The sequence below is a fragment of the Paraburkholderia sp. genome (assembly GCF_035501035.1).
Classification (GTDB): domain Bacteria; phylum Pseudomonadota; class Gammaproteobacteria; order Burkholderiales; family Burkholderiaceae; genus Paraburkholderia.
This window is the reverse complement of record NZ_DATJWR010000243.1, coordinates 66,106-88,615: the sequence shown is the minus strand read 5'-3', so window position 1 is coordinate 88,615 and position 22,510 is coordinate 66,106. Positions and strand designations below refer to the sequence as shown.

The 22,510-nt window shown below is 64.2% G+C and carries 20 protein-coding genes and 1 pseudogene; 9 read left to right on the top strand and 12 right to left on the bottom strand.

All coding sequences use genetic code 11. The features are described 5' to 3' along the window. The 3 genes from VMJ11_RS18250 to VMJ11_RS18240 form a co-directional block, all read right to left on the bottom strand. A partial coding sequence (locus VMJ11_RS18250) for a YbfB/YjiJ family MFS transporter (RefSeq protein WP_325620795.1) occupies window positions 1-309 on the bottom strand: 309 nt, incomplete at its 3' end. A 132-nt stretch (window positions 310-441) separates the two neighbouring features. After that, on the bottom strand, window positions 442-1,368 hold the full coding sequence (locus tag VMJ11_RS18245; RefSeq protein WP_325620794.1) for a LysR family transcriptional regulator: 927 nt from the start codon (window positions 1,366-1,368) through the stop codon (window positions 442-444). A gap of 195 nt (window positions 1,369-1,563) precedes the next feature. Next, on the bottom strand, window positions 1,564-2,502 hold the full coding sequence (locus VMJ11_RS18240; protein ID WP_325620793.1) for a LysR family transcriptional regulator: 939 nt from the start codon (window positions 2,500-2,502) through the stop codon (window positions 1,564-1,566). A 111-nt stretch (window positions 2,503-2,613) separates the two neighbouring features. On the opposite strand from VMJ11_RS18240, the gene VMJ11_RS18235 reads away from it, so the two are divergent. The 3 genes from VMJ11_RS18235 to VMJ11_RS18225 all read left to right on the top strand — a co-directional run bounded on the left by VMJ11_RS18235 (window position 2,614) and on the right by VMJ11_RS18225 (window position 7,314). Continuing rightward, window positions 2,614-3,696 (top strand): tartrate dehydrogenase, encoded by a 1,083-nt coding sequence (locus tag VMJ11_RS18235; protein WP_325620792.1) that lies wholly within the window; start codon window positions 2,614-2,616, stop codon window positions 3,694-3,696. An 87-nt stretch (window positions 3,697-3,783) separates the two neighbouring features. Continuing rightward, a complete protein-coding gene (locus VMJ11_RS18230; RefSeq protein ID WP_325620791.1) occupies window positions 3,784-5,091 on the top strand; it encodes an MFS transporter in 1,308 nt (435 codons plus the stop codon). Window positions 5,092-5,544: 453 nt separating this feature from the next. Further along, window positions 5,545-7,314 (top strand): ABC transporter ATP-binding protein/permease, encoded by a 1,770-nt coding sequence (locus VMJ11_RS18225; RefSeq protein WP_325620790.1) that lies wholly within the window; start codon window positions 5,545-5,547, stop codon window positions 7,312-7,314. Window positions 7,315-7,482: 168 nt separating this feature from the next. On the opposite strand, the gene VMJ11_RS18220 is transcribed toward VMJ11_RS18225, so the two are convergent. Beyond that, window positions 7,483-7,845 (bottom strand): BON domain-containing protein, encoded by a 363-nt coding sequence (locus tag VMJ11_RS18220; protein ID WP_325620789.1) that lies wholly within the window; start codon window positions 7,843-7,845, stop codon window positions 7,483-7,485. A gap of 208 nt (window positions 7,846-8,053) precedes the next feature. Further along, entirely contained in the window at window positions 8,054-9,298 is a 1,245-nt protein-coding gene (locus VMJ11_RS18215) for an MFS transporter (protein WP_325620788.1), read from the bottom strand. Between the two features lie 318 nt (window positions 9,299-9,616). Between VMJ11_RS18215 and VMJ11_RS18210 the strand changes: the two genes are divergently transcribed. The 4 genes and pseudogenes from VMJ11_RS18210 to VMJ11_RS34505 all read left to right on the top strand — a co-directional run. Further along, window positions 9,617-10,084 (top strand): FecR family protein, encoded by a 468-nt coding sequence (locus VMJ11_RS18210; RefSeq protein ID WP_325620787.1) that lies wholly within the window; start codon window positions 9,617-9,619, stop codon window positions 10,082-10,084. After that, the gene (locus VMJ11_RS18205) at window positions 10,081-10,698 is read left to right on the top strand and encodes an OmpA family protein (RefSeq protein ID WP_325620786.1); all 618 of its coding nucleotides are present in this window, start codon (window positions 10,081-10,083) and stop codon (window positions 10,696-10,698) included. Before VMJ11_RS18210 ends, VMJ11_RS18205 begins: the two co-directional genes overlap by 4 nt. A 111-nt stretch (window positions 10,699-10,809) precedes the next feature. Further along, window positions 10,810-11,217 carry a DUF1801 domain-containing protein gene (locus VMJ11_RS18200; RefSeq protein WP_325620785.1) on the top strand — a complete coding sequence of 136 codons (408 nt, stop codon included), beginning with the start codon at window positions 10,810-10,812 and terminating at the stop codon, window positions 11,215-11,217. A gap of 67 nt (window positions 11,218-11,284) precedes the next feature. Next, a pseudogene (locus tag VMJ11_RS34505) lies at window positions 11,285-11,412 on the top strand (carbon-nitrogen hydrolase family protein); the annotation flags it as partial. A gap of 147 nt (window positions 11,413-11,559) precedes the next feature. Here the strand turns inward: VMJ11_RS34505 and VMJ11_RS18195 are convergent. Continuing rightward, window positions 11,560-12,831 (bottom strand): hypothetical protein, encoded by a 1,272-nt coding sequence (locus VMJ11_RS18195; RefSeq protein WP_325620784.1) that lies wholly within the window; start codon window positions 12,829-12,831, stop codon window positions 11,560-11,562. 464 nt (window positions 12,832-13,295) lie between these two features. Here VMJ11_RS18195 and VMJ11_RS18190 point away from each other — a divergent pair, with 464 nt between their 5' ends. Further along, on the top strand, window positions 13,296-13,529 hold the full coding sequence (locus VMJ11_RS18190; protein ID WP_325620783.1) for a DUF2905 domain-containing protein: 234 nt from the start codon (window positions 13,296-13,298) through the stop codon (window positions 13,527-13,529). 42 nt (window positions 13,530-13,571) lie between these two features. Here the strand turns inward: VMJ11_RS18190 and VMJ11_RS18185 are convergent, their stop codons facing one another. From VMJ11_RS18185 to VMJ11_RS18175, 3 genes are read right to left on the bottom strand one after another with little or no spacing between them, the layout of a single operon-like run. Further along, window positions 13,572-15,038 (bottom strand): amidohydrolase family protein, encoded by a 1,467-nt coding sequence (locus tag VMJ11_RS18185; RefSeq protein WP_325620782.1) that lies wholly within the window; start codon window positions 15,036-15,038, stop codon window positions 13,572-13,574. Between the two features lie 60 nt (window positions 15,039-15,098). Then, window positions 15,099-16,148 (bottom strand): AI-2E family transporter, encoded by a 1,050-nt coding sequence (locus VMJ11_RS18180; protein ID WP_325620781.1) that lies wholly within the window; start codon window positions 16,146-16,148, stop codon window positions 15,099-15,101. After that, on the bottom strand, window positions 16,145-16,300 hold the full coding sequence (locus VMJ11_RS18175) for a hypothetical protein (RefSeq protein ID WP_325620780.1): 156 nt from the start codon (window positions 16,298-16,300) through the stop codon (window positions 16,145-16,147). Before VMJ11_RS18175 ends, VMJ11_RS18180 begins: the two co-directional genes overlap by 4 nt. Window positions 16,301-16,776: 476 nt before the next feature. Here VMJ11_RS18175 and VMJ11_RS18170 point away from each other — a divergent pair, with 476 nt between their 5' ends. Next, window positions 16,777-17,850, top strand: a complete 1,074-nt coding sequence (locus tag VMJ11_RS18170) for a S1C family serine protease (RefSeq protein WP_325620779.1) — start codon at window positions 16,777-16,779, stop codon at window positions 17,848-17,850. A 16-nt stretch (window positions 17,851-17,866) separates the two neighbouring features. Here VMJ11_RS18170 and VMJ11_RS18165 read toward each other — a convergent pair whose 3' ends face one another. The 3 genes from VMJ11_RS18165 to VMJ11_RS18155 all read right to left on the bottom strand — a co-directional run bounded on the left by VMJ11_RS18165 (window position 17,867) and on the right by VMJ11_RS18155 (window position 22,410). Beyond that, window positions 17,867-19,330 carry an alpha/beta hydrolase gene (locus VMJ11_RS18165; protein ID WP_325620778.1) on the bottom strand — a complete coding sequence of 488 codons (1,464 nt, stop codon included), beginning with the start codon at window positions 19,328-19,330 and terminating at the stop codon, window positions 17,867-17,869. A gap of 17 nt (window positions 19,331-19,347) precedes the next feature. After that, window positions 19,348-21,180, bottom strand: a complete 1,833-nt coding sequence (locus tag VMJ11_RS18160; RefSeq protein WP_325620777.1) for an SLC13 family permease — start codon at window positions 21,178-21,180, stop codon at window positions 19,348-19,350. Window positions 21,181-21,306: 126 nt separating this feature from the next. Then, window positions 21,307-22,410 carry a sensor domain-containing diguanylate cyclase gene (locus VMJ11_RS18155; RefSeq protein WP_325620776.1) on the bottom strand — a complete coding sequence of 368 codons (1,104 nt, stop codon included), beginning with the start codon at window positions 22,408-22,410 and terminating at the stop codon, window positions 21,307-21,309. Window positions 22,411-22,510 lie beyond the last annotated feature (100 nt).

The following is a 22,510-nucleotide window of genomic DNA, read 5'->3' as shown; positions in this document are numbered from 1 at the left end:
CACCGCGCAGGCAACGAAAGCAATCGTCGCGAGCAGCATCATCACGCGCAGGACGGTGGCGGGCTTCGCCACGCGGACCATCGGGCCCGCGAGCAGCGCGCCGGCGAGGTAGCCGCCCAGGTTCGCCGCGCCGAGATAGGCCGCGGTCGAGGCCGGAAACCAGTGGGCACCGATGATCGCGGGTAGCAGCGGCGTGTAGGCGAAGCGCGCGAGACCAATGCCGATGAGACTGGCGCTAGCCCCGGCGAGCGTGCCTCGCCAGACGTTGAAGGCGGCCGGCGCGGCCGGATTCGAAACGACTTGCTGCATGACGACTCCCGTGAACCAATACCTTGAAGCACCCACTAGACGGGAGCCAGTCTAGGTCAGGTCGCGCGGCGAGAGAATCGCCGCGATGCGTAAGTCATTCTTCCGCGCGCCGGTTGAGTGTGTGTCGGGGGGTCAATCGGCGTCCGTGATGCGCCGCGCCTGATCGAAATACTCGCGCAGCCGCGGCGCGGCGAAGTCGACGAAACTGCGAACCTTGGGCACCGAAAGGCGCCCGTGCGGCGTCACGAGATTCACGGGCAGCGGCGCATGCTCGTTATCGCGCAGGACGATCTTCAGCGCCCCCGCCTTGACCTGCTCGGCCACGTGATAGGAAAAGAGCCGCGTGACGCCATGCCCCGCCACGGCCGAGGCCAGCGCGGCACGCACCGTATTGACGATGAAGCGCGGCGTGAACTGCACGACCTGCGGCAGCGCAGTCTGGCGCGCCGCCGGAAAGCTCCACGAATCGAGCCCGAAGTGCGTCATCGAGATGACCGGATGACTGGCGAGATCCGCGGGCGTGACGATGGCCGGATGCGTGGCGAGATATTCGGGCGACGCGACCACCACCCGCCTCACCTCGCCCAGCGGAATGGCGACGAGCGTCGAGTCCTGCAGATGCGCAATGCGCAGCGCCAGGTCGATACCCTCGTCGATGAGGCTCACGGGCCGGTCGAGCAGGTGCAGGCGGATCGATACCTCGGCGTGGCGCTTGATGAACTCGTCGATCATCGGGCGCAGCACGTCCTCGCCCACGGCCACCGCCGCCGTCACGCCGAGCAGGCCGCGCGGCGCGGAGCGCTCGTCGGCGGCGAGCATGTCCGCTTCCTCGAGATCGGCGAGGATACGCCGGCACGCCAGTGCATAGCGCTCGCCCGCCTCGCTCAGCCGGATCGTGCGCGTGGTGCGGTACAGGAGCGGCGTGCCGGTGTGCTCCTCGAGAAACGCGATGGCCCGACTCACCGCCGCGGGCGAGCGGCCGAGCCGGCGGCCTGCGCCCGCCAGACTCCCCTCATCCAGCGTGGCGACGAATACCTTCATGGCGTCGATACGGTCCATGGCGTGTGCGTGTGCAGCCCTGCAGCCGCTTCGTTCTGTGAATCCCGCGTCGATCTTAGCGGAATACGGCAAAGCGGGACGGCACGCGCACCGGGACGGCGGCCGAGTATCCTGGTTCGTGCGTTGAGTTCGTGCGTTGAGTTCGTGCATTGGGTTCGTGCAGGAGGCGAACCGGCAGTCACCCCACGTGCCGTGTCAACCGCCTCGCCGTAGCGCATAACGCTGCGACTTCCCCAGCTCGAGCGCGAGGAAGTCGACGAACGCCCGAATGCGCGTGGAAAGCTGGTGCCGCTGCGCATACACGGCGTAGATATCCGCGCCCGGCGTTTCATACTCGGGCAATACGACGACGAGCCGTCCATCGGCCAGATACTCGTTGATGTCCCACTCCGCGCGCATCAGGATGCCGTGCCCATCCAGCGCCCATTTCACGGCGATTTCGCCATCGTTGGTCGTCAGGTTGCCATTGATTCGGACTGCTTCCGATTTGCGCGAAGTGCCGCGCTCGCTCGATAGCCGCCACACGCCATAGGCTTCGTCGCCCTGGCGAATGCTGATGCAGTTGTGCTTCGCGAGATCGTGCGGCGCGGCGGGCGTGCCCCGGCTCGCGAGATACGCGGGCGAGGCGCACAGCAGGCGCCGGTTCGGCGCGAGACGCCGCGCAATCACGCGCGCATCGGGCGGCTCGCCAAAGCGGATGCAGACATCGTATGAATCCTCCGTGAGCGGTGGCGGCATCACGGAAAGCTGCAGTTGCACGGACACCTGCGGATACTGCACGACAAAGCGCGACAGCGCCGGCCCGATATGGCTGCGCCCGAATCCCAGCGTTGCGTTCACGCGCAACAGCCCTTTGGGATGCTTTTTCGCGCCGCCCAGCAATTCGCCTAGCTCGTCGATCTCGTCGAGAATGCGGCGCGCGTGTTCGAGATAGACCTCCCCTTCGGGCGTGAGCATCATGCGGCGCGTCGTGCGGTTCACGAGCGGCACGCCGGCGCGCTCCTCCATTTGCGCGAGCCGCTTGCTGACCGCCGCCGGCGTCAGGCCCAGTTCGCGCGCGGCGGCGCTCAGGCTTCCCGAGGAGGCCAGCGTCGAGAAAAAGCCCAGATCGGCGGGTTGAACGGTCTCGGTCACGGTCGCCACTTGTGAATTCAGGTTAATGATGCTTTGAGTCTAGCACCGGTTTTTGAACCTGGAGTTGGGTAAAGTGGATCCACCCTGGCCACACCAACAAAGGAACGAGACATGAAGACTTATCGCATCGCGACCATTCCCGGCGACGGCATCGGCAAGGAGGTCGTGCCCGCGGGCAAGGAGGTGCTGGAGGCGCTTGCGAGAACGACGCAGCGCTTTGCTTTCGAATTCGAGGATTTCGGCTGGGGCGCCGACTACTACCGCGAGCACGGCGTGATGATGCCCACCGATGGGCTCGACGCGCTGCGCGAGAAGGACGCCATCCTGTTCGGCTCCGCCGGCGACCCCGACGTGCCCGACCACATCACGCTCTGGGGCCTGCGCCTGAAGATCTGCCAGGGCTTCGACCAGTACGCGAATGTGCGCCCCACTCGCATCCTTCCCGGCATCGACGCGCCGCTCAAGCGCTGCCGCCCCGAGGACCTGAACTGGGTGATCGTGCGCGAGAACTCCGAAGGCGAATATTCGGGCGTGGGCGGCCGCGTGCACCAGGGTCATCCGATCGAAGCCGCCACCGACGTGTCGATCATGACACGCGCCGGCGTCGAACGCATACTGCGCTTCGCGTTCCGTCTCGCGCAGTCGCGCCCGCGCAAGCAGCTCACGGTCATCACCAAGAGTAACGCGCAGCGCCATGCCATGGTCATGTGGGACGAGATCGCGCAACAGATCGCGAAGGAGTTCCCGGACGTGAAGTGGGACAAGGAACTCGTGGACGCCGCCACGGCGCGCATGGTCAACCGCCCTGCGTCGCTCGATACGATCGTCGCGACCAATCTGCACGCCGACATCCTCAGCGATCTCGCGGCGGCGCTCGCCGGCAGCCTCGGCATTGCGCCGACCGGCAACATCGATCCCGAGCGGCGCTATCCGTCGATGTTCGAGCCGATTCACGGTTCGGCGTTCGACATCATGGGCAAAGGTCTCGCCAACCCCATCGGCACGTTCTGGTCGGTCGTGATGCTGCTCGAACATCTCGGTGAGATGGAAGCCGCCGCGCGCGTGATGCAGGCCATCGAGACCGTGACGGCCAATCCCTCGCTACACACTGGCGACCTTGGCGGCAAGGCGACCACCGCGCAGGTGACGGCGGCGGTTTGCGAACTCGTCGGCAAGGCGGCCGTCGCCGCTTGAACGCCGGCTCGCCACACACGGCAGACAACTGGGCGTGACCCAAAAAATACCCGCACGCCCAAGCCCTTCCCTCCAAGGAGGAGACACATGCATTCGGACACCGAAGCAACGGTCACGCGCAAACTCATGTGGCGCATCATCCCGTTCGTCATGCTGCTGTATTTCGTGAGCTTTCTCGACCGCGTGAACGTCGGCTTCGCGGCGATGACGATGAACAAGGCAATCGGGCTGTCGCCCTCGGCGTTCGGCCTGGGCGGCGGTCTGTTCTTCATCGGCTACTTTATCTTCGAGGTGCCGTCGAATCTCATCTTGCACCGCGTGGGCGCGCGGATCTGGATCGCGCGCGTCATGATCACCTGGGGGATCGTTTCCGCAGCGTCCGCCTTCGTTGCCGGCCCCACCAGCTTCTATGTGCTGCGCTTTTTGCTCGGCGTGGCCGAGGCTGGCTTTTTCCCCGGCATCATCCTCTACCTGAGCCTGTGGTTCCCGGCCAAACAACGCGCCGCAGCGGCCGCATGGTTCATGGCGGCGGCTCCGATCTCGACGGCGCTCGGCTCTCCGGTTTCGGGCGCACTCATGCAATTGCCGCCGATGTTCGGGCTGGCCGACTGGCAACTGCTCTATGTGATCGAAGCGATTCCGGCCGTCGTCCTGGGTTTCGTGGTCCTGAAAGTCCTCACCGATACGCCCGCGAAAGCGCGCTGGCTCAAGGCGGAAGAGCGCGACTGGCTGATGGCGAAGCTCAGCGATGAAGCGAAGGCGCGCGAGAATCACGCGGGGCACACGGCGGGCGCGTTGAGCGCGCTGCGCGATCCGCGCGTGCTCGCGCTGGCGCTGATTTACTTCGGCACATCGGCTGGCCTTTACACGCTGGGCCTGTGGGCGCCGCTCATCATCCGCCAATACGGCTTCAGTTCGCTGCAAACGGGCTTGCTCAACGCGATACCGAGCATCATCGCGGTCGTCGCCATGATCCTTTGGGCACGACACTCCGATCGCACCGCGGAGCGCACGTGGCACGTCGTCATTCCCTGCGTGCTCGCCTGCGCGGGCTTCGTGTCCGCGGGGCAGGCCGGCAGCGCGCTGATGATCGTGCTGGCGCTCGTGGTGGTCAATATCGGCATCAGTGCCTCGAAGGCGCCGCTTTGGGCCATGCCGAGCGTGTTTCTCTCCGGCGCCGGGGCGGCCGCGGGCATCGCGATGATCAACTCGATCGGCAATCTTGGGGGCTTCGTCGGGCCCGCCGTGATCGGCTGGTTGAAGGATCGCACCGGCGGATATGCCGCGGGTTTGTATGTGGTCGGCGCGACGCTGGCCCTCTCGGCCGTCGTTACGCTGATGTTGAGCCGCAAGGCGAGTCAGCCGGTGATCGCGCAGGTCAGGCACGATCATTGAGGCCGGCAGGGGCCCGACGGTTGGAATGAGACCCTTTGGCAGGGTCGCAGCAGGCCGTCGCGGCTCCCCGCCAGCGGTGATGGAGTTAGAAAAAACTGCGATTCGCGCCGTCGAGCCTGCAAATTCTGAGCGCGGATCGCGAAAACTCGCCGATAAGGCATCGCGGGTATTTCCCAACATGCCATGGCCCACGCGCAGCCGCGTAGTTTGCGCGGCACCGGGCGGGTAATCGTGACTTCCCGCCTGGTATGCGGGCTACCCCCCCTTCAGCACAGCAAGTGACATGGGCGACCGCACTGGTCGCACCCTACAATCATCTCCATGTCCGCTGGATGCACCCGACGCGGCTCGAAAGCGCACTCGCGAACGCTGCGGCAAGACCGCCACGCGTGCACGAATCGGACAGTCACACCATGCACTCGGTCCGCATTCACTGCGCGTTAAGGGGCGTTCATGAGCCATCTATCTTCTGGCGCTGCATCCGGGCAAGCAGACAACATCTCGGCCTGGAGCCTGATCAAACCGTACTGGGTCTCCGAGGAAAGCCGAACCGCGTGGGCCCTGCTGATCACGATCATCGCCATGGATCTGCTTCTGGTCGGCATCAACGCCCGGTTGAACACGTGGAACCGCGACTTCTACAACGCACTGGAAGGCAGGAACGTGCACGAATTCCCGCAGCTGATGCTACTTTTCAGCGCGCTCGCGTTCGCATTCGTCGCGATTTCCGTCTATAAGCGCTATCTGCGCCAGATGCTTGGCTTCCGGTGGCGCCAATGGCTGACCACGCGCTATCTGCAGGAGTGGCTCGGCGACGGCACCTTCTACCGCATCGAGCGCGACCGCCTCACCGACAATCCTGATCAACGGCTCGCCGTCGACCTCGATTCATTCGCCACCACCACACTTTCGCTCACACTCGACCTGCTCTCGACGCTCGAGACACTCGTCTGGTTCTCGATCATTCTGTGGACCACGGCTGGCGCGCTGACAGTCATGATCGGCGGCACGCCCGTCCATATTCCCGGCTACATGCTCTGGGCAGCCATCATCTATGCGATTGGCGGCTCACTGCTGACAAACAAGGTCGGTCACCCGCTCGTGTCGATCAACTATCAGTTGCAGCGCGTCGAAGCGGATTTCCGCTTCGGCCTGATCCGTCTGCGCGAAAACGCCGAGCAGATTGCTTTCTACGACGGCATGCGGGCCGAGGAATCGACTGCCCAGGACCTGTTCGGCCGGATTCGCGACAACTGGTGGCGCGTGATGAAGTACACGCGGCGCTACAGCTTCGTGCTCAACTTCTACGGCCAGATCGCCGACATCTTTCCGATTGTCGTGGCATCACCGCGCTATTTCGCAGGGTTGTTCAGTTTCGGCACACTGATGCAAATCGCCGACGCATTCGGCTCGGTCAGCGATTCGCTTTCGTGGTTCATCAACAATTACGACACGCTGGTCCAATGGCGCGCGACGGTCAACCGTCTGCGCGAGTTCAGGCGAGTCATGGAGCAACCTCATCTGAAGGAATCGGTGTCGCCCGCAACCGAGCATGGCGGCATCAACCTGCACTACATCGACGAAAGCCAGCTCGCCACGCACAAGCTCACGCTTGCGCTGCCCAACGGCGAGACGCTCGCGAGCGTGCGCGACATTGCCGTCAAGCCCGGTTCGCGCTGGATCGTTCGCGGGCCGTCCGGCTCGGGCAAAAGCACGCTGCTGCGCGCGCTCGCTGGTCTCTGGCCGTTCGGAAACGGCTCGATCGACGCACCGGTGAACGCGCGCATGATGTTCATCCCGCAGCAGAGCTACCTGCCGGCTGGCACCTTGAAGACCGTGCTCACCTACCCCGCAGCGGCCGCCGACTTCAGCGACGAGCAATGCTACGAGACGCTGCGTCTGTGCCGGCTTGCAGGCTACGTCGACCGATTGCACGAATCCAGCGATTGGTGGCGCATTCTTTCTCCCGGCGAGCAGCAGCGGCTGGCGGCCGCACGCGTGCTGATGCAAAAGCCCGACTACGTGTTCCTCGACGAAGCAACGAGTGCGCTCGATAGCGAGAACGAAGCGTATCTGTATCACCTGCTGACCGAGCGGCTGCCAAATGCGGCGATTGTCAGCGTCACGCACCGCAAGTCGCTCGCGAAGTTCCACCAGGAGACCCTCGATATCGCGCGTGTGCGAGAGCACACGGCGGCCTATACACGGCTACCGTCGACGTGACCGTTTGACCGTGGCGGGGGTGGGCCAGGAATGAGCGCCCAAGTTTCCCGATAGGGGGCCTCGGGTTCCCGGGCACGCTCCCGCCTCCATCATTCGATGGAGACAACCACACCGGCAAGAATCACGCTACGCGCCGCCGCGAGCGATTATCTGCAAGCCATGGCGTATTCAGCCGTTGCCGCCGTGAAAGAGCGTCAACTTGTTCGATACCGACTTCACGCCCTGCACCGAGCGCGTAACATCCTCCGCCTGCCGGATCTGGTCGGCAGTACGAACCGAGCCGCTCAACGTCACGGCGCCGTCTCGCGCGCGAACGAAGACCCCGGAAACATTGAATCCCTGCGCTCTCGACAATGCGTGCCGGACAGCACGCGCGAGCGCGCGGTCCGACTTCGTCGTACTGGAGGGCGCTTGCATCGCGCCGGTCGACATCGACGCATCCGAAGGTGCGCTCGCCGACTGCGCATGAGAAGCACCGGCAAAGATCAGCAGAAATGACGCACACAGCACAAATTGCAGGTTCGATTTCATGACCAGCTCCTATCATTGCCGCGCAGGTAAGATATCGCGGTGCAACAAAAAGCTCGGAGAAATGCCCCAAGGCATCTCATGGCTGCACGCAAAAGGCCATCGCGCGTAGTGCAATACGGCGGCCGGGTGGAATTGGATGCACCGGCCGAAAACGATATTGCATCACAATCCGAACGCGCGCTTCGACGGCGCTCGAGCGGGCGGAATATCAATCGGCCCTGCGAGTCCTTTTCGCAGCGAGCCGCACGGCAACCACGCAAGCCACCGCCGATAAAAGCGAAACGATGAGCACAGTCCATTCCACGGGCACATAGCTGCGGCGGATCGCCCAGATCGCCGCCCCGGCGATGGGCGCGATGCCTTTGGCGATATTCGCCGGTGTCGAGAGCAGGCCGCTCACTGCGCCGTAGCCCTCGGTCCAGAGCAGGTCCTGCACGATCGTGCCGCGCAGGATCGTCATCATGCCGTTGGCACCGCCATAGACGATAGCGAACAACAGCAGCCCCGCAGCCGAGGTTCCCGCGCACATCAGGACCGCGACCGAGCACGGAAACGCTGTCGTCACCGCGATTGCCACCCGCGCCGCCCGTGCGTGCCTGCCGATGGCGAACCATACGATGCGCGCGAGCACCTGCGCCGGCCCGATCGCCGCCATGGTGAGAATGATCGTTGCGGGTGCAACGGTGCGCGCGCTCATCAGCGGGATCAAATGAAACGTGAGCGCGACGAACGTCGAGTAGTACGCTGTGAAGCACACGGCCAGCGCCCAGAACACAGGCGAGCGCAAGGCGTTGCGCGCCGAGGCGCGACTGACCTCGCGCGCCGTCGTGCGCCTCGCCGCTTCCTCGTTCGGCGCGCCACGGCCAACCACGAAGCCGTGAACCGGCAAACAGACGAGCAGATTGGCGAGCGCAAGCGCAAGCAAGGCCGCGCGCCAGCCGAACCAGCCGATCAAGCCTTGCGTCAGGGGGATGAACACGGTGCTCGCGAAACCCGCCACGAGCGTAACGAGCGTGATCTTGCGCGGGTAGCTGCGCGGAAAGTCCCGCGTCACCACTGCGAATACGGGGTCGTACAGCGTCGCGGCCATCGCAACACCAAGTCCGCCCCAGACGATGAACAGTGTCGGCAAGCTGCGCGCCTGCGCCCAAAGCACGAGCATCGCCGCCGCGAGCAGCGTGCCGCCGGCCATCACCCGGCGACCATATCCGCGGTCGATCAGCATGCCGGCCGGGTAGGCCGCGAACCCGGAAACGAGCAGGCCCGCCGAGAGCGCGGCGTTGGTCGCCGTGCGGCTCCATCCCATCGCGCTCTCCATCGGCACGACGAAAAGCGAGAACGCGTAGTAGATCGTCCCCCACGAAACGAGTTGGGCCGCCGCGAGCGCCCACGTCTCGAACCGGGCGTGAGGTCGATCCGCTTCGTGCGGTGTCGCGAGGGTCGGTGTCGGCATGGGGATGACGGAGTCCGAGAACGGTGGGCAGGTTGCCCGCCAGGCTCAACCGCTACCCATTTTGCCGAATTCGGCGCGTCTTCACCGGGCTCGCGCTATGTGCGCTAGCGCACCGAGCAATCCGCACGAACGCGCTATCCTCGCGAGGTGCCCGAAACCCGGCGTTAGTCATCACGCAAATCGTTTCGGCGAGCCGTTCGAGAGAGCCCCGCTCCATGCCGCGCAACGCGTCATCGCGCTCGACCCCTCGCCGAAGCCGGCAAGCGGTGCGGCTCTACGGACATTTCGTAACGTTCGTTCCGCCATACGGTATCGCCAGTGCGTAGCCAAGCCATCAAATATGCCTTGCTCCTCGCCTGCGGGTGCCCGCCAGCCATCCACGCCCATCCGGCCGACGCAATCGGCACGATCAAGACGCTCAAGGGTTCGGTGCGCGTCGAACGCGGCGGTCAGGCCGTGAGCGTCGTCGTCGGCAGCGAGGTTTTCAGCAGCGACCGCATCGTGACCGGCCCCGTGTCGTCCGTGGGGATCACGCTGCGCGACAACACGCTGCTTTCGGAGGGCGCCGATTCCGTTCTCGATCTCAACCACTTCGCCTTCAACACCACCACCTATGACGGCTCACTCGATGTGAGCATCCAGCGCGGCTCGCTTGCCGTGGTCGACGGCAAGCTGGCCAAAACCCATCCCCAAGCCGTGCGCTACAGCACGCCCACCACCACGCTCGGCGTGAGTGGCACCGAATTCATCATCGAGGTAGGAGGCAGCGAGGGGACCGATCATTGAAGACGACCAACGCAGAATATCGCCTCCCGACGGCCGCGGCATTCGCCTTGCTCCTGTGCCTGTTCGGGTGTGGCACGCCGCCCGACAGGATCACGCTGCTGCCGAACGCGGATGGCAGTGTCGGCAACGTGATCGTGCAAAGCGGCGGCAAAAGGCAGGTCATCGACAAGGCCTATACACGTGCCGACGTTACAAAGAGCGGCGCGATCGAGCAAGCGAGCGACGACCAGGCCACCGTGCAGGCGCACTACGGCGACTTGCTCGCTGCCCAGCCGCCGCGCCCCAGAACGTTCACGATCAACTTCGTGTTCGACTCCGCCACGCAACTCGCGCCGGAGTCGGCGGCCACGGTTGCCGAGCTGAAGAAGGTGCTCGCAACCTGGCCCGCCCCTCACCTCACCGTGGTCGGCCACGCCGACCTGACCGGCACCCAGGAGTTCAACGACCGGCTCTCGCTGCAGCGGGCGCAGAGCGTCGCGGCATTCCTGATCCGCTCTGGCATACCCGCCCAGCAGATCGAAATCACCGCCCGTGGCAAACGCGAGCCACTAGTCCGTACCGCGGATGGCGTGCCCAATCCGGCGAACCGCCGTGCCGTCATCACCATTCAGTGATCCTTATTACATGCCTATGTTATGACTTTCGAGTTGAATGCATGAAACGCTAGCTACAATACGGTCCTGATCGCCTGGTAGCACGGCAAAATGCGAGGCAGGGAGCCACTCATGAACCCATCGGAACGAATTGACCAGTTGATAGCGGAACTCGCCGACTGGCGCGGCGAAACCTTCGCCGCCGTGCGCAAGACCATTCTCGAAGCCGACCCGCAGATTGTCGAGGAATGGAAATACATGGGCAGCCCCGTCTGGTATCGCGACGGCATGATCGCGGTCGCGAACGCGCATAAAGGCAAGGTCAAGCTCACTTTTGCCAACGGAGCGAGTCTGCCCGACCCCGACAAGCTGTTCAACGCCGGGCTCGAAGGCAATGCACGGCGGGCCATCGACTTCCTCGAAGGCGACAAGCTGAACAAGCGCGCATTGAAGGCTCTCGTTCGCGCTGCCATCGACTACAACCAGGCCAAAGCAGTGAAAAGGCCACCTTCCAAAGCGCGTGCGAGCAAGGCGATTTGAAGCGCTCGCCGCGTTTTCAAGGCAATTTCGCCTGAGGCTCGATCATCCCGTTCCCGAAGCGGCATGACTGCCGGGTGAAACCAGGCTCATCGTCGCCGATATCGACACCGACGAACTCACGCGCGCCCGCTACGATTTCGATTCGTGTGCCACTTTGCGTGGCCCGACGTGTTCTCGCCTTCATTCGACGAGCGGCGCCAGGCGCAAGGTTATTGCGGAGTAACGCCGCGACGTTCGCCGTCGTCACGGCGGCTGCGTCGGCTTTCGCCGCACAAAAAAAGGCCGACCTGCAATTCCGGGTCAGCCTCATAAAGAAAGAGCGGACTACTGATTACTGGTCAACTACTGGTCGTCAATCGGAGGGCCGGGCGGCCCGGAATCGACCTGCCTTACGGTGCCTGGCCGCTGTTCCGCGATCGAGCGCGACAGCAATTCCTTCGCCTCGCTGCTCGATGCATCGACGGTCAGGGCATGCCCTGCGTTATGCCATGCGCACACCCACTGCCCCTCGCGCGCGCACAGTCGCGCGTAGCCAAGCAGGGAGTCACGCTCCTGCTCGCGCGAAACCAGTTCAGCCTGCATCTGCAGCGCATAGCCATTGCCGGGTTGCTCGGCGAGCGCTGTCATGATGGCCCTGCGCGCCGGCGCAAGGTTGTCCTTGTCGAGGCTCGCACGCGCAGTGGCCAGACTTCTGGCGACATCGGCGCGCGCGTTTGCGCTCGCCTTCACTGCATTGGCCTGCGAAACAGCAGTGTCGTCGTTGGGATGACTCGTTCGCGCAGCCATGCCCGGCGAGGCAGTTCCCGTGTGCGCAGCACCGGCTTGCGCCGGCGGCGCATGATAGGGCGGCGGTACATGTGCCGGCGGGGACCCATGTGTCGCCGGTGGCACCTGAGCCAGCGGCGGCATATGGCCCGCTGCAGTCACAGGCACATCAGCGACCAAAGCCGGCGCGCTGTGCACCGCAGTTGGCCTCGCCACCGGTACGGGCGGCGTGTCCTTCGGCCCGAGCACGGAGCCCTCCACGATCTGAACGCCGAGTATGGGCTCGTGCACATCGCGATGCGAAATCATGTACGCGACAAGCAGAAACGCGACGGAAACCAGGCCGCCGATGGCATAGAACGGGAGCCACGAGCGGTGCGCGGTGCGCTCCTCGTCGCGCGAGGTGTACTCGCTGAACAGGTCCGCGCCGCCGAAACCGAACGGCGCAGGATTCCAGTGCGACCGCGAACGGCGACCAAAGCCATTCGGCCGCCCGTGCGGCGCGAATTCGTGCGTCGCCGACGTTCGCGGCGCGGAGGCGAGCTGTTTCGCGCCACATTGCGGACATACCATGAGCGGCGCATTGAAACTGGTCCCGCAGTATGGACACTCCCACGGACCAGCGTTACCTCGGCCAGGTTCGTTGAACATTGCAGATGTTAAAGCCTTGACAAGAATCCTTTGCCGCCGCCACTCGACTCGCTTTACTGCGGCAGACGAAGTGGCACGTATTCGGCGCGGTATTTGCGGATCGTTGGAGGGATGGAAAAATTCGTCTTGAATATGGGCTAGTTCACCGTGAAGATCAATCGGCGAATTCCGCCAGATGGCGGATCTGGACAGGTACAACCGGGATCCATCACCGACGGACGACCGGCCGTTCCATGATGGGTACGCGATGCGCGCCAATGCGGCTCACTGATACGGCCCCACGTAGTGACAACTTGATACAGATTGCCGTGGTGAATACGCGACGTGCCGGCCGCTGTGTGGCTGCGAATCCGTTCGATGATATTAGCAATGGACTCACATTCAATCTGCGCCTTGATTTCCGGGCCACATGGCGTCCCGGCCTGGTGCGTGGCGCATTCGTCGAGTCCATTGAGGCCGGCCCGTCGATTTTCGCCTCATTCGGTCTGCCACCCGCCATTCGAATATAATTCGCATAACGAATTAAAAATACATCTGACGACAAGACTTCGAACCGAGGTTCTTCGACCTCGATCATCATCCTCATGGCGAGTTTTACGGACTGTGGGCAATGCAGCCCAGAACACGCGGAGCGGTGACGGCTTCTCCCGCGCAGGCCTATCATGGCCGTATCGGCAACCGTGTGTCATTCCCTCATGAACCGCTTCCTGATCGCAACAGGCCTGCTCTGCATTCTCGCCGGCGTGGGATGGCGCTGGATCGCGCGCATCCCGTTTGGCCGGCTGCCTGGCGACATTCATATCGTGCGCGACGGATTCAGCATCCATTTCCCCATCGTCACGTGCATCGTGATATCGGTGGTGGTGTCGGTGCTGCTCTGGCTGCTGCGACGTTGAGTGCGGCCCGCGCGACGAACCGCACCAGCAACTCGACCTCTCTCACGCCTTCAATGTGTCCTTGTAAATGCGGCCGTCTTTCATGATCAACTGCAGGTTCTGGCCAGGATCGGCCAGCAGCGTCACATCCTGAAGCGGGTCGCCGGCCACGATCAGCAAATCTGCGTATGCCCCCTCTTCCAGTACACCAAGCTTGCCCGGATACGGATTGCGTTCGCCAGCCAGCGCCAGCAACTGCCCATTGATGCCCGTAGCCATCCGCAGCGTCTCGGCGGCCGAATACCAGCGCGTCATGTGGCCTAGCATCGTCCCCTGGCGCGTGGCCAGCGTCGGCGAAAAGATCAGGTCGGTCCCGAACGCCACCTTCAGTCCATGCTTGCGGGCGAGCCGGTACATGTTGTCGGTCCCGCTAACGACCGCCTGGAACTTCTCTCTCGCCGGTCCCTGCAGCGGCGCCACATCCTCTTCGCTGACGAAAGGCTGCGTGCTCAGCCACGTGCCGTTCTTCGCCAGGGCTTCGGCGCTGCGCTCGTCCATCAGGTGGCCGTGTTCGATGCATTGCGCACCCGCGGCGACCGCGCGCTGCACCGCCGCGGGCGTGTAGGCGTGCACCGCCACGTAGGTCCCCCAGTCGGATGCCGTTTCGACTGCGGCTCGCAGTTGCGGCTCCGTAAATGTGAGCATGTCCAGCGGGCTGCGCGGCGTGGAGACGCCACCGTTCCCGACAATCTTGATCTGCGTTGCGCCCTGCATGAACTGCTCGCGCACGCGCAAGCGCACTTCGTCCGCCGAATCGGCGATAGCGCTGCCGCCGGTCTTTTCCACCGCGCTAAGCTGGCCTGTCGTCCGCGGTATGTCGGCGAGTAAGCGAAAGTCGCCATGGCCGCCCGTCGTGGTGATCATCGCGCCGCATGGATAGATGCGCGGGCCGCTCAGCACGCCGGCGTCGATGGCCTGCCTCAATGCAAATGCCGGACCGCCCACGTCGCGAATGGTCGTGAATCCGCGCAAGAGCGTGCGCTGAGCCTCGGCGCCCGCGGCCAGGTAGACGAAGCTCATGTCCCCCTGCAAGACCACCTGTATGGGGAGCGCGGCGATCAGCGAATGCCAGTGCATGTCGATCAAACCCGGCATCATCACCTTGCCGCCGCAGTCGATGACGCGCTGGCCTTCCGTGACGGGCGGCGCCCCCCTTCGCAGTTGCGATATGCGGCCTCCTTCAACGACAAGATACATGCCGCCCTGCAGCGCATCGGACTTGCCGTCGAACAGGCGAAAGTTCGTGAAGGTCGTGGACTGCGCCGCCGCCGTGGCCGCACCCGGTTGCTGCGCCCTGCTGAATTCCGGCAGCACCGCCGCGAGCATGGACGCCCCCATGCCGATCAGAAAACCGCGCCGAGCGAGGTCGGCATCGATGCGGCGATTCGCGTACTGCGCCAGCGCCTTGTCGCACGGGCAGCCAAAGGCCTGGATCAGTCTGTTGCTGCGGCGGTACGTTCTGGAAGCCATGCATCACCTGTGAAAATAAGCCACGTTCGGTATGCGCCCATCACGGCGCGGGCGGTTCGCTCAGTCAACCGGGCTCGCGACATCCTCCTTCGTCAACAGCAACGCCAGCGGCCGCGTGGAGCCGAACGCCGAGAGAATGATCGTCATGGCCACCGTTCCCGGCACGGCGAGAAATGCGCCGGCAATGCCCCAGATGGCTGTCCACGCCGCGAGGCTCATCAGAATGACCGCGGGACTCAGGTTCAACGATCCGGCCATCAGCCATGGGTCGAGCACGTTGCCCATCGCGAAGTTGATCGCCGAAAGCGAAACGAGCAGCACGATCGGCTCGTTCCACTGGCCGAATTGAAGGGCCGCCAGCAAGACCGGAAACGCAACGGAGATCAACGATCCCGCATAGGGCACGAAATTCAGCAGTACGATCAAAACGGCGATCAGTCCTGCGAACTCCAGGCCGACCAGATGCATGCAGACCCAGCTAAGGATGCCGAGCACCACGCCCAGCAGCGCTTTCAATGCCAGGTAGGTGCCGATCTTCGAGTTGATGGCGTCGATCACGGGTTCCATGTCGGCCTTGCCGCGCAAGGCCGAAGAAAGCTTGCGCCGGAATCTTCCCATCTCGATCATGAAGAACACCGTGTACAACATGACGACGAGCGTCGTCGCCATCAGCGAAGAGATGGAGCCGAGGAGCGAGGCGAGAAGCGCCTGAACGTTGATTGTCCCGAGCAGTTCACGGCGAAATGCCGTCCATGTCGGCTCAGTTTCGATATGGAGCAACGCCGCGAGCTTCGTCAGCAAGGCAAGCAGCGTCGCTTCGTACTTCGGCGCCACGGCCATCATCCGGTCGGTATCGGAAAGCAGCAGTTCGATCGCGATCCACGCAGCCACGAGAATGAGCACGGCCGCGCTCCAGTAGCGCACCCCCGCCCGAATGCGCTTGCCCACGTGGGGCACGCGCCGCAGGATTTCGGCCAGACCGTAGATCACGTATGAAGTGATGATCGCGGATGCGATCGGCACCAGCACCGGGCGCCCGATATAAAGCACCCACCCCGAAATGACGGCGATCACGAGCACGCATGTGCAGGTAATGAGGTCCTGTTTCATGGTGTCCCCGGCATTGGGCGCACCGCTTGAACTTCGACGCGACCCACCGTCAATGAAACCATGCTCGCGCGTTGCAGGCGGTTCATCTTCTTCTTTTCACCGGCCATCGCTTTCCTCGCATGCAATGAAATGCCTGGGATGACGAATGACATCGCGAATGGCTTCCAACGGCCAACCGGAAACCAGGACCAGACGAGCCGCTGTGAGACGTTAGCAATCCATCAACGTAAGCGAAGCCATGGGCGAGGCGAAGAATCCTCAATTTCAAGCCTGGTGGCGCGCCAACCGGCGCAGCAATCAGGCCCTGAATTCGCCCTCGATTTCATCGAAGCTTTTCTCGTGCTTGCTGCGCCAACGTGTTACTTCGGCTCGAAATAGACCTTGGGGCTCGATCGGTCGCCACTCCGAAAGACTAGCCGCTTTGCAGCAGACTTGCTCGCTGGCTGGCGAACGCGCGCCATGACCGCGAACGCAGCATCACGCCACGACATTCGTGGCACCCAGCCGTTTCTGGTTGTGCGGACACCGAATTTGCGTGCGGCCCGAAGTCCGCCCTTTTCTTTAAGTTGCGTTTAAGCAGCAAAAAGTACCGTACGCGCTTCTTCCATCATCTTGCTTCATCACAGCCATGAGTATCAGCAAATATCGGCGCGGGGGCGTGATCGCCGGTGTCGCGGTAGCGCTCGCCGGCACCTGGGCCGTCAGCCATCACCGCGCCAGCGCGGACGAGAGCGACAGCGCGAAACCGACTCTTTCCGCGTCGATGCAAAAGGTCGACGACGTCAAAGCGCAAGCGCCGAACTTCTCGGCGATCGCAGCAAAATACGGCCCGGCTGTGGTGCACATCGAGGTCGTCAAGGAAAACCCGGATTCCGCAGACGGCCACTCGGGCGCGCTGGGATCGGGTTTCATCGTGAGCCAGGATGGCTACATCCTGACGAACAATCACGTGGTCGAAGACGCGGACGAGGTGACGGTCAAACTTACCGACGGCCGGACGTTCCCCGCTCGCGTGATCGGCACCAACAAGGCCGGCGACGTGGCCGTGCTGAAAATCGGCGGCAGCGGCTTTCCCACGGTGAAGATCGGCAATCCCGAGAACAGCCACGTGGGCGACTGGGTCGTTGCGATCGGCTCGCCTTATGGCCTCGACAACACCGTGACCTCGGGCATCATCAGTGCGAAGTCGCGCCAGCTCTCCGAAGATAGCCCGACGCACATGATCCAGACCGACGTGCCCGTCAATCCCGGCAATTCGGGCGGCCCGCTCTTCAACCTGGACGGCGAAGTCATCGGCATCAATTCGATGATCTATTCGCGCACGGGCGGCTTTCAGGGCCTCTCGTTCGCGATTCCGATCGACGAGGCCATGCACATGAAGGATCAGATCGTGCAAGGCAGCAACGGCTCGCAATTGGCGCGTGGCTCGCATCCGCGTCTCGGCGTGGCCGTACGTCCGCTCACCGAAGACGAAGCGCAGCAAGTCGGCGCGGACGGCGGCGTGCTCGTCGTGCGCGCAGCGGGTCCGGCACGAGCGGCGGGCATCAGCGCCGGCGACGTCATCGTTGCGGTCAACGGCGTAGAGGTGCGCGACGTCGGGCAATTGCAGCGGATGATCGCGCGCGCCGACGACACCGTATCGATCGTCCTCGACCGTGACGGTCAGCAAGTGACGGTGCAAGCGGAACTCGCGCAAGGCTGATCGCACCGCGCGTCGATCATGGCGGCGCAGCCGTCAGCTGGTCGATGCGCGTGGCGATGTATGGATAGAAAGGATTCCATAGCAAGCGCGTCAGGGCTCCAGAACCCACGATCAGCGCTCCCGTTTCGCCGCGAATCGACTGGGCGCCCAGGTGAATGCCCAGGTCGTCGTCGTTGGGATCGGGCGTGCGGCCGTATAGCGAATCGGTCACCGGGAACGGCAGCGCCACATGCGAGAGCGAATAGACGTCGGCCGGATAGTCGAGGCCGGTGGACTCGACTGTCGCCGCTGTCGCCTCCGGCGCCGTGTTCTGCTCGACCACTTCCGGCGAGCTGGCCGAGCCGTTGGTGAGCACCGTCAGGCGGTAACGCAGCGGCGGCACGGGCACGAGACGGCTCAGCGCATCGCGCATCGAAGCGCGCAGCAACGGGCTCCATTGCGCCGTGCGATTGATGTCGAACAGCACTAGCTCGCTGCCGTTGTCAGGCAGTTGCGCATACAACGAACTGATGAGCGCGCGCGTGCTCACGGTGAAGTCGAGCACAGACTGAAACGTCAGGACGGGCGGCAGCGAGGCCAGTTGCGCGCCGCGCGCCGCCTGTGCCACTTCCTGCTGGATCGTCTGGGTCAGGCGCCACGACTGGCGCGCACCGTTCACAGGAAACGAGTTGTACTTGAAAGGATTGAATTCCGGCACGATGTCGAGCCACGCGGCCTTCGCGAACGGCGGCAGGATTGCCGGCAAGCCCGCCACGCCGGCAAAGCGCGCAAATTGCGTGATGCCGATCATCGGCGAAAGCAGGACGAGGCGGTCCGGCTTCGGCAGGCTCGGGTCCTGCAACGCCTCGAGCGTATATTCGAGCGCGAGCGCACCGCCGTTGGAATAGCCCACGATATGCAGCGGCACACTCGCCGGCACGCGGCGACGCGCCTCGCGCACGGCGAGCCGCGTGGCCGCCTCCCAGTCTTCGGCCGTCACGTCGGTCAGGCTCGACGGCACCGTGCCGTGCCCCGGCAGACGAATCGCCACCACGACGAAGCCATCGCGCTGATAGCGCTGCGCGATGTGCCGCAGGCTATATGGCGAATCGGTCAGCCCGTGCAGCATCACGGCTACGCCGCGCGGCGCCCCTTGCGGCACGAGCGTGAACGAACGGTTCCAGTCCGTGCGAAAGTGGCCCGGGTAAATCGGGCTCCCGGAGAAATAGCGATTGGCGAGGACGCGCTCTTCTTGCGGCAGTTTGTCGGTGACATTTTCTCTGACCGCATCGAACAGGCGATTTTCGTGCGCGATGTAGTCGGCCCACGTCGCCTGATCGATTTCGTGCGCGTGCATTTCCTGCGGCACGTAGGTGTGCCACACACTCAAAGGCGGCTTGCGCTGCGCATCGAATATCCGCACGCCGACCACGCACACGAAAGCCACCAGTGCGACAAGCGAAAGCCGCTTGATCCAGCGCAGCGCCCATGCTCTCGTCATGAAGTTCGCCATGTCGGCTAGCGCGGATAAACCGGCCAGATCAGCGGCACGAGCACGACGGTAATGACGAGTGCGCCGATGGCCGCCGGCACGCCAACCAGGAAAAACTCCTTGAATCCATAGCCGCCGGCGGTGCTGACGAGCGAGTTCACGGGTGTCGAGATTGGCGACATATAGGCCGCCGATGCGGCAATCGCCGTAGTCATCGCGAACGGATACGGCGACGCATGCAGATGCGCCGCCATCGCGATCACCACTGGCGCCATCAGCACGGCTGTCGCCGTCGTGGAGATCACGATGCCCACCACCAGCGTGAGCACGAACACGGCGGCCAGCAAGCCATGCGGGCCCCACTCGCCCGCCACGCGCAGCACGGCGTCGGCGGCGATGTCGATGCCGCCCGTGCGCTGCAGCGCGATCGAGAACGGCAGCATGCCCACGATCAGCACGAGGCTGCGCCAACTGATCGCGCGGTAGGCGCTGTCGAGATTTACGCAGCCCAGAACGCCCATCAGCATGCAGCCAATCAGGCCCGCCAGCACGTTCGGCACCCAGGGCGTGAGCATCAGCGCGATGACGAGCGCCATGCAGCCAATCGCCTGTATCGACTTGTGAGGAACCGGCACGGACGCTTCGCTTTCGATCGGCATCGCGAGACAGACAATGTCGCGCTCCACCGACTGCATCGAGAAAATATGGCTCCACGAGCCCACCACCAGCAGCGTATCGCCGACTTTCAGGCGCGTGGATTGCAGATCGCGCACGAGCGCGGCGTCGGCGCGGCGCAAGCCCACGACCGTGACGCCATGGCGCCTGAGCGTCGCGGAGCTGCGCGCGAGGTTGCCCACGAGCGTCGAATCCGGCGGCACGATCACCTCCGCCATGCCCACGTCGTGAGTCTGATCCGTGAAGTAGGCGCCCGACATGTGGCGCACCTTGAGCGCGTAGCGCTCGCAAAAGGCCTGCACGTCGAAGCCCGCGGCATCCACGTCGAGCAGCAGCACGTCGTCGGGCGCGATGCTGCTGTCCGCCGTGGCGAGCAGCACCGTCGTGCCCATGCGCGCGCGCCGCTCGATCGCCACGACGTGCGCCACGGGGTCGTCGTCCAGTCCGCAGCGCCCGAGTGTCTGCCCCACGAGCGGAGAGTTCTCCCGCACCTGCAGGCGGAACGCGCGCCCCTGGAGCGAATAGCGCGCAACCCAGTCGTTCAGCGAAGGCCGCACCGGCGCCTCGTCGTTTCCCGAACCGCGCAGAAAGCGGCTGGCAAACAGCATGTAGGAAATGCTCGCGGCGAGAATCGGCACGCCAACCGGCGTGATGGCGAAAAAGCTGAAGCCCGGGAGGCCGCGATAGATGAGCGCACTGTTGATGACGAGATTCGATGTCGTGGCAACGAGCGTGAGCATGCCGCTCGTCAGCGCGGCCATGCTCAGCGGCATGAGCAGCCGGGCGCGCGACACGCCCGATTCGCGCGCAATGCGCAGCACGATGGGGATGAAGATCGCCACGACGGCCGTCGAGCTCATCATCGAGCCCATCATGCCGACGATCAGCATGATCAACGTGACGAGGCGGCGCTCGTCCGAGCCGCCGCGCGCGATCAGGTAGTCGCCCACGCGCTGCGCGACCCCCGTGCGCGCGAGCCCGTCGCCCAGCACGAACAGCGCCGCGATGAGGACGATATTCGCGTCCGCGAAGCCCGCCAGCGCCTGGTTGACCGTCACGACGCCCGACAAGGGCAGCGCGATGATCATGATGAGCGCCACTGCGTCCGCGCGAGGCCGGCCGATCAGGAACATCACGATCGCGCAGACCAGACAGCCGACGGTCATCAAAAGGTCGGAAGACATGATTTCGCTACGCCTCTTGAAAGGGCCCGGGAAACCACTGCTACCGCAAATAGTGACGGATTTATGAAATCGCGTGCGCGCGAATCCATATGTCACTGTTTTTACTACATTTTTCGTAGAAACGAGTCAGCTGTGCGCAGCGAGCAGGGAAACGCGGTTGCGCCCCTGGTGCTTGGCCTGGTACATCGCCTGATCCGCCTCGTCGAGCAACGTGCGCGCGAGGGCTTCAGGTGTCCCGGCTGCCGCTGCCCCGGCGTTCAGCTGATACGCGGCAACGCCAATCGACACGCTGAGCGCGATGCGCGCGCCCTGGTCGTCATGCAGCTCGATGGCCTCGATCGCGCGGCGGATACGCTCGGCAACGGCCAGCGCGTCGTGCAGATCGCACATGAGCAGCGCGACGAACTCTTCGCCGCCGTAGCGCGACACGGTGTCCCCCACGCGCACGTGCTGCTTCAGGCAGGTGCCGACGGCGCCCAATGCGAGATCGCCCAGCGCGTGGCCGTGGGTGTCGTTGATCTGCTTGAAATGATCGATGTCGATGAACAGGCACGACATGGGCGCCGCATGAGCGCTCGCGCGCCGTATTTCCTGGTGCAGACGCTCGTCGAAGTAGCGGCGGTTCGACAGGCCCGTGAGCGGATCGGTCACGCCGGTCGTGCGCAGATGCTCGCGATGCGCGACGTTGTCGAGGCTGGCCGCCGCGACGCTGGCAAAGCGCGTGAGCAGATCGGTCGCCATGCTGGCATCGAAGCGCTCGGGGTCTTCGCTCGCAACGCACAGATACCCGAGCACCTGCGCGCGATTGACCAGCGGCAGCACGATCGCGCTGCCCGTTGCGGCCTGCGCGCCGAAGAATGTCTCGCCCGTGGCGGGGTCGAGCTCGCTCACGCGGCCAAGCCAGGGGCGATGTGCCACGCACAGCCGGGACAACGCCAGGCCGCCCTGGACCCCGGTTTTCAGGTTCGCCTCGAGGTCGGCGCGGCCGCATCCGGATTCGAGCAGGTCGCGCAGCAGCGGCGCGCGGCCGTCGAGCCAGATCGTGACCGAGGTGAGCCGAAGCACCTCGGGCAGGTAGACGAACGCCCCTTCGAGAAAGGCGCCCCAGTCGTGCGCACCGATCAGGCGCAGCTCGACTTCCTGGAAGCACTTCAGCGCGCGCTCGTTACGCTGCACGGTTTCGATCAGCGCGGCAAGATCCGCAGCAGGCTGGGTCCTGGTGTGTGTCACGATGCATCGAGAATAATCCGAACACTCGTATTACGGCAGCTTCGGTCCGGACTTGAGCGAAAGAAGCCGCCCCGCCCCCGGCATGGGCGACTGAGCGGAA

Coding starts and splice junctions, on each gene's coding strand:
- VMJ11_RS18245 (WP_325620794.1), bottom strand. CDS start 1,368: ATGGACCGTATCGACGCCATGAAGGTATTCGTCGCCACGCTGGATGAG.
- VMJ11_RS18235 (WP_325620792.1), top strand. CDS start 2,614: ATGAAGACTTATCGCATCGCGACCATTCCCGGCGACGGCATCGGCAAG.
- VMJ11_RS18230 (WP_325620791.1), top strand. CDS start 3,784: ATGCATTCGGACACCGAAGCAACGGTCACGCGCAAACTCATGTGGCGC.
- VMJ11_RS18225 (WP_325620790.1), top strand. CDS start 5,545: ATGAGCCATCTATCTTCTGGCGCTGCATCCGGGCAAGCAGACAACATC.
- VMJ11_RS18220 (WP_325620789.1), bottom strand. CDS start 7,845: ATGAAATCGAACCTGCAATTTGTGCTGTGTGCGTCATTTCTGCTGATC.
- VMJ11_RS18215 (WP_325620788.1), bottom strand. CDS start 9,298: ATGCCGACACCGACCCTCGCGACACCGCACGAAGCGGATCGACCTCAC.
- VMJ11_RS18200 (WP_325620785.1), top strand. CDS start 10,810: ATGAACCCATCGGAACGAATTGACCAGTTGATAGCGGAACTCGCCGAC.
- VMJ11_RS18190 (WP_325620783.1), top strand. CDS start 13,296: ATGGCCGTATCGGCAACCGTGTGTCATTCCCTCATGAACCGCTTCCTG.
- VMJ11_RS18185 (WP_325620782.1), bottom strand. CDS start 15,038: ATGGCTTCCAGAACGTACCGCCGCAGCAACAGACTGATCCAGGCCTTT.
- VMJ11_RS18180 (WP_325620781.1), bottom strand. CDS start 16,148: ATGAAACAGGACCTCATTACCTGCACATGCGTGCTCGTGATCGCCGTC.
- VMJ11_RS18175 (WP_325620780.1), bottom strand. CDS start 16,300: ATGTCATTCGTCATCCCAGGCATTTCATTGCATGCGAGGAAAGCGATG.
- VMJ11_RS18170 (WP_325620779.1), top strand. CDS start 16,777: ATGAGTATCAGCAAATATCGGCGCGGGGGCGTGATCGCCGGTGTCGCG.
- VMJ11_RS18165 (WP_325620778.1), bottom strand. CDS start 19,330: ATGACGAGAGCATGGGCGCTGCGCTGGATCAAGCGGCTTTCGCTTGTC.
- VMJ11_RS18160 (WP_325620777.1), bottom strand. CDS start 21,180: ATGTCTTCCGACCTTTTGATGACCGTCGGCTGTCTGGTCTGCGCGATC.